3 protein-coding genes and 1 pseudogene are annotated in these 1,957 nt (G+C 65.6%); 1 reads left to right on the top strand and 3 read right to left on the bottom strand.

The genetic code is table 11. The features are described from left to right. Positions 1 to 469, top strand: a 469-nt coding sequence (locus tag EN914_RS33645; RefSeq protein ID WP_127389590.1) for a transporter, incomplete at its 5' end; no start/stop codon positions are given. On the opposite strand, the gene truA is transcribed toward EN914_RS33645, so the two are convergent. From truA to EN914_RS33630, 3 genes and pseudogenes are all read right to left on the bottom strand, one after another. Continuing rightward, positions 436 to 1,206, bottom strand: a complete 771-nt coding sequence (gene truA, locus EN914_RS33640; protein ID WP_024502082.1) for a tRNA pseudouridine(38-40) synthase TruA — start codon at positions 1,204 to 1,206, stop codon at positions 436 to 438. The two genes, EN914_RS33645 and truA, sit on opposite strands and share 34 nt — an antisense overlap. A gap of 121 nt (positions 1,207 to 1,327) precedes the next feature. Beyond that, positions 1,328 to 1,834: a GNAT family N-acetyltransferase gene (locus tag EN914_RS33635; protein WP_013528472.1), complete on the bottom strand. Its 507-nt coding sequence runs from the start codon at positions 1,832 to 1,834 to the stop codon at positions 1,328 to 1,330. Then, positions 1,831 to 1,957, bottom strand: a pseudogene (locus EN914_RS33630) (methionyl-tRNA formyltransferase); the annotation flags it as partial. The gene EN914_RS33635 and the pseudogene EN914_RS33630, both read right to left, overlap by 4 nt.

Here is a 1,957-nt window from a genome sequence, read left to right as displayed (position 1 = left end):
CGCCAACGAAATCGGCGATCCCGACGCCTTCGCGGGGCGCTTCAGCATGCTGGTGCGCCTGGCGACGGTCGACATCGGCTCCTGGGTGCTGCCGCTGGTTGCGCTCGCTTTCATCGCGCCGCGCGCCGGCATAGGCGGCCGCTTTGTCCACTACGTCGTTGCCAGCAACTGGGCTTCGGCCATCACCGCCTGGCTGATGCTGCCTTCGGCGCTGATCCGGCTTTTCCTGTCGTCCGCAAGCCAGGTTTCGAGCCTTGTGTCGCTGTTCCTCTTTGCCCTTTCTATGGTGCTGACCTGGCGCATGACAAATGCCACGATGGGCAGGGGCGCAGCGGTCGGCACGGCCGTTTTCGTCGGCATGTTCATTGCGTCGCTGCTGGTGCTGTTCGGCCTGCAGACGTTGCTCGGCATCACCGTCCCGGACGATGTCGGAGTTCAGAGCCTTTCCGGGCTCGTCTCGACCGGATAATCGACACCGGAGAGAAACAGCCCGTCGGGCGGCGCCACCTGGCCGCAGGCGGCGCGGTCGCGCGCCTCGAGCGCCGTTTTCAGGTCGGCCGCGCTCCAGCCGCCGTCGCCGACACGCTTGAGCGAGCCGACCATCGAACGCACCTGGTTGTGCAGGAACGAGCGCGCCGAAGCCCTGACCTCGATCATGTCGCCTTGTCGGCTCACATCGAGCCGTTCCAGCGTCCTGATCGGGCTGTTGGCCTGGCACTGGGTCGAGCGGAAGGTGGTAAAGTCATGCCGTCCGAGCAGGACCTTTGCCGCTTCGTGCATGGCGCCGGCGTCGAGCCGCTTCGGCACCCACCACACCTTGCCCTTGTCGAGCGCGGCCGGCGCGCGGCGGTTCAGGATGCGGTAGAGATAGTGGCGGCCAATGGCCGAGAAGCGGGCGTCGAAACTGTCGGAGACCACCGTCGCTTTCAGGATGGCGATGCGCGCCCCGGCCGCCTGCAGATGGGCGTTGACGGCATCGCGCACCTTGTCGCTCGGCCACGCCTTGACGAGGTCGACATGCGCCACCTGCGCAGTCGCATGCACGCCGGCATCGGTGCGGCCGGCGGCGCGCAGCCTGATCGCTTCGCCGCAGAATTTTTCGATCGCCTGTTCGATCGCCTGCTGCACCGAAGGCTGATCCGCCTGGTGCTGCCAGCCGGCAAACAGGCTGCCGTCATATTCGATGTCGAGGCGAAAACGCGGCATTTGCGGCTAGAGCTCTCGCCTCGAGCAATTCCAGGAAAAGTGTGAAACGGTTTTCCGTTCGGAATTGCGTTAAAACAAAGAGGAGTGCAGTTCGCCGTTTCCGTGAAAACGGCTGACTGTTCTACGCGGCGAGAGCGGTGAAGGCGGAGGCGTAGACCAGCCTGCCTGCTTCTGGCGCGTCACCCCAGGCCAGCGCCTGCAGCGCTTCGCCCTGGTATTCGCTTTCGAAGTTCTCGGCACGCGTGTGGCTATAGCCGAAACGCCCGTAATAGGTGGGGTCGCCCAGCACCACGGCCAGCGTCTCACCACCATCCTTGAGGCGGATATGCGCCTCGCGGATCAGCGCGCCGCCAATGCCGCTGCCATGGAACGAGGGCTCCACCGCCAGCGGCGCCAGCGCTACGGCCGCGAAGGTCTTGCCGCCATTCTGGACGAACAGCCGCGAAAACAGGATATGGCCGACCACCTGGCCGTCCTCTTCCGCAACCAGTTCGGCAACCGCGTCGCCGCCGGTCACCAGCGCGTCGACCAGACCGGCCTCCGCCTGCTGGCCGAAAGCGTGTTCCTCGACGAGGCGGATGGCCTCGCGATCCCGCGGCGTTGCCGCGCGTATCGACATCATGCTCATGAGAATTTCAGTCCTTTTTCGATCTTGGCCCCGCGCAGGAATTCCGACGCGGCAGCGGGCTTTCCGCCCGCCCGTTGAACTTCGACCAGCCTGATCGCGCCTGCCCCGCAGGCGCGATCAGGC

It is taken from the genome of Mesorhizobium sp. M7A.F.Ca.CA.001.08.2.1, assembly GCF_003998455.1.
Lineage (GTDB): Bacteria > Pseudomonadota > Alphaproteobacteria > Rhizobiales > Rhizobiaceae > Mesorhizobium > Mesorhizobium ciceri.
This window is presented reverse-complemented; position numbering and strand designations above follow the sequence as displayed.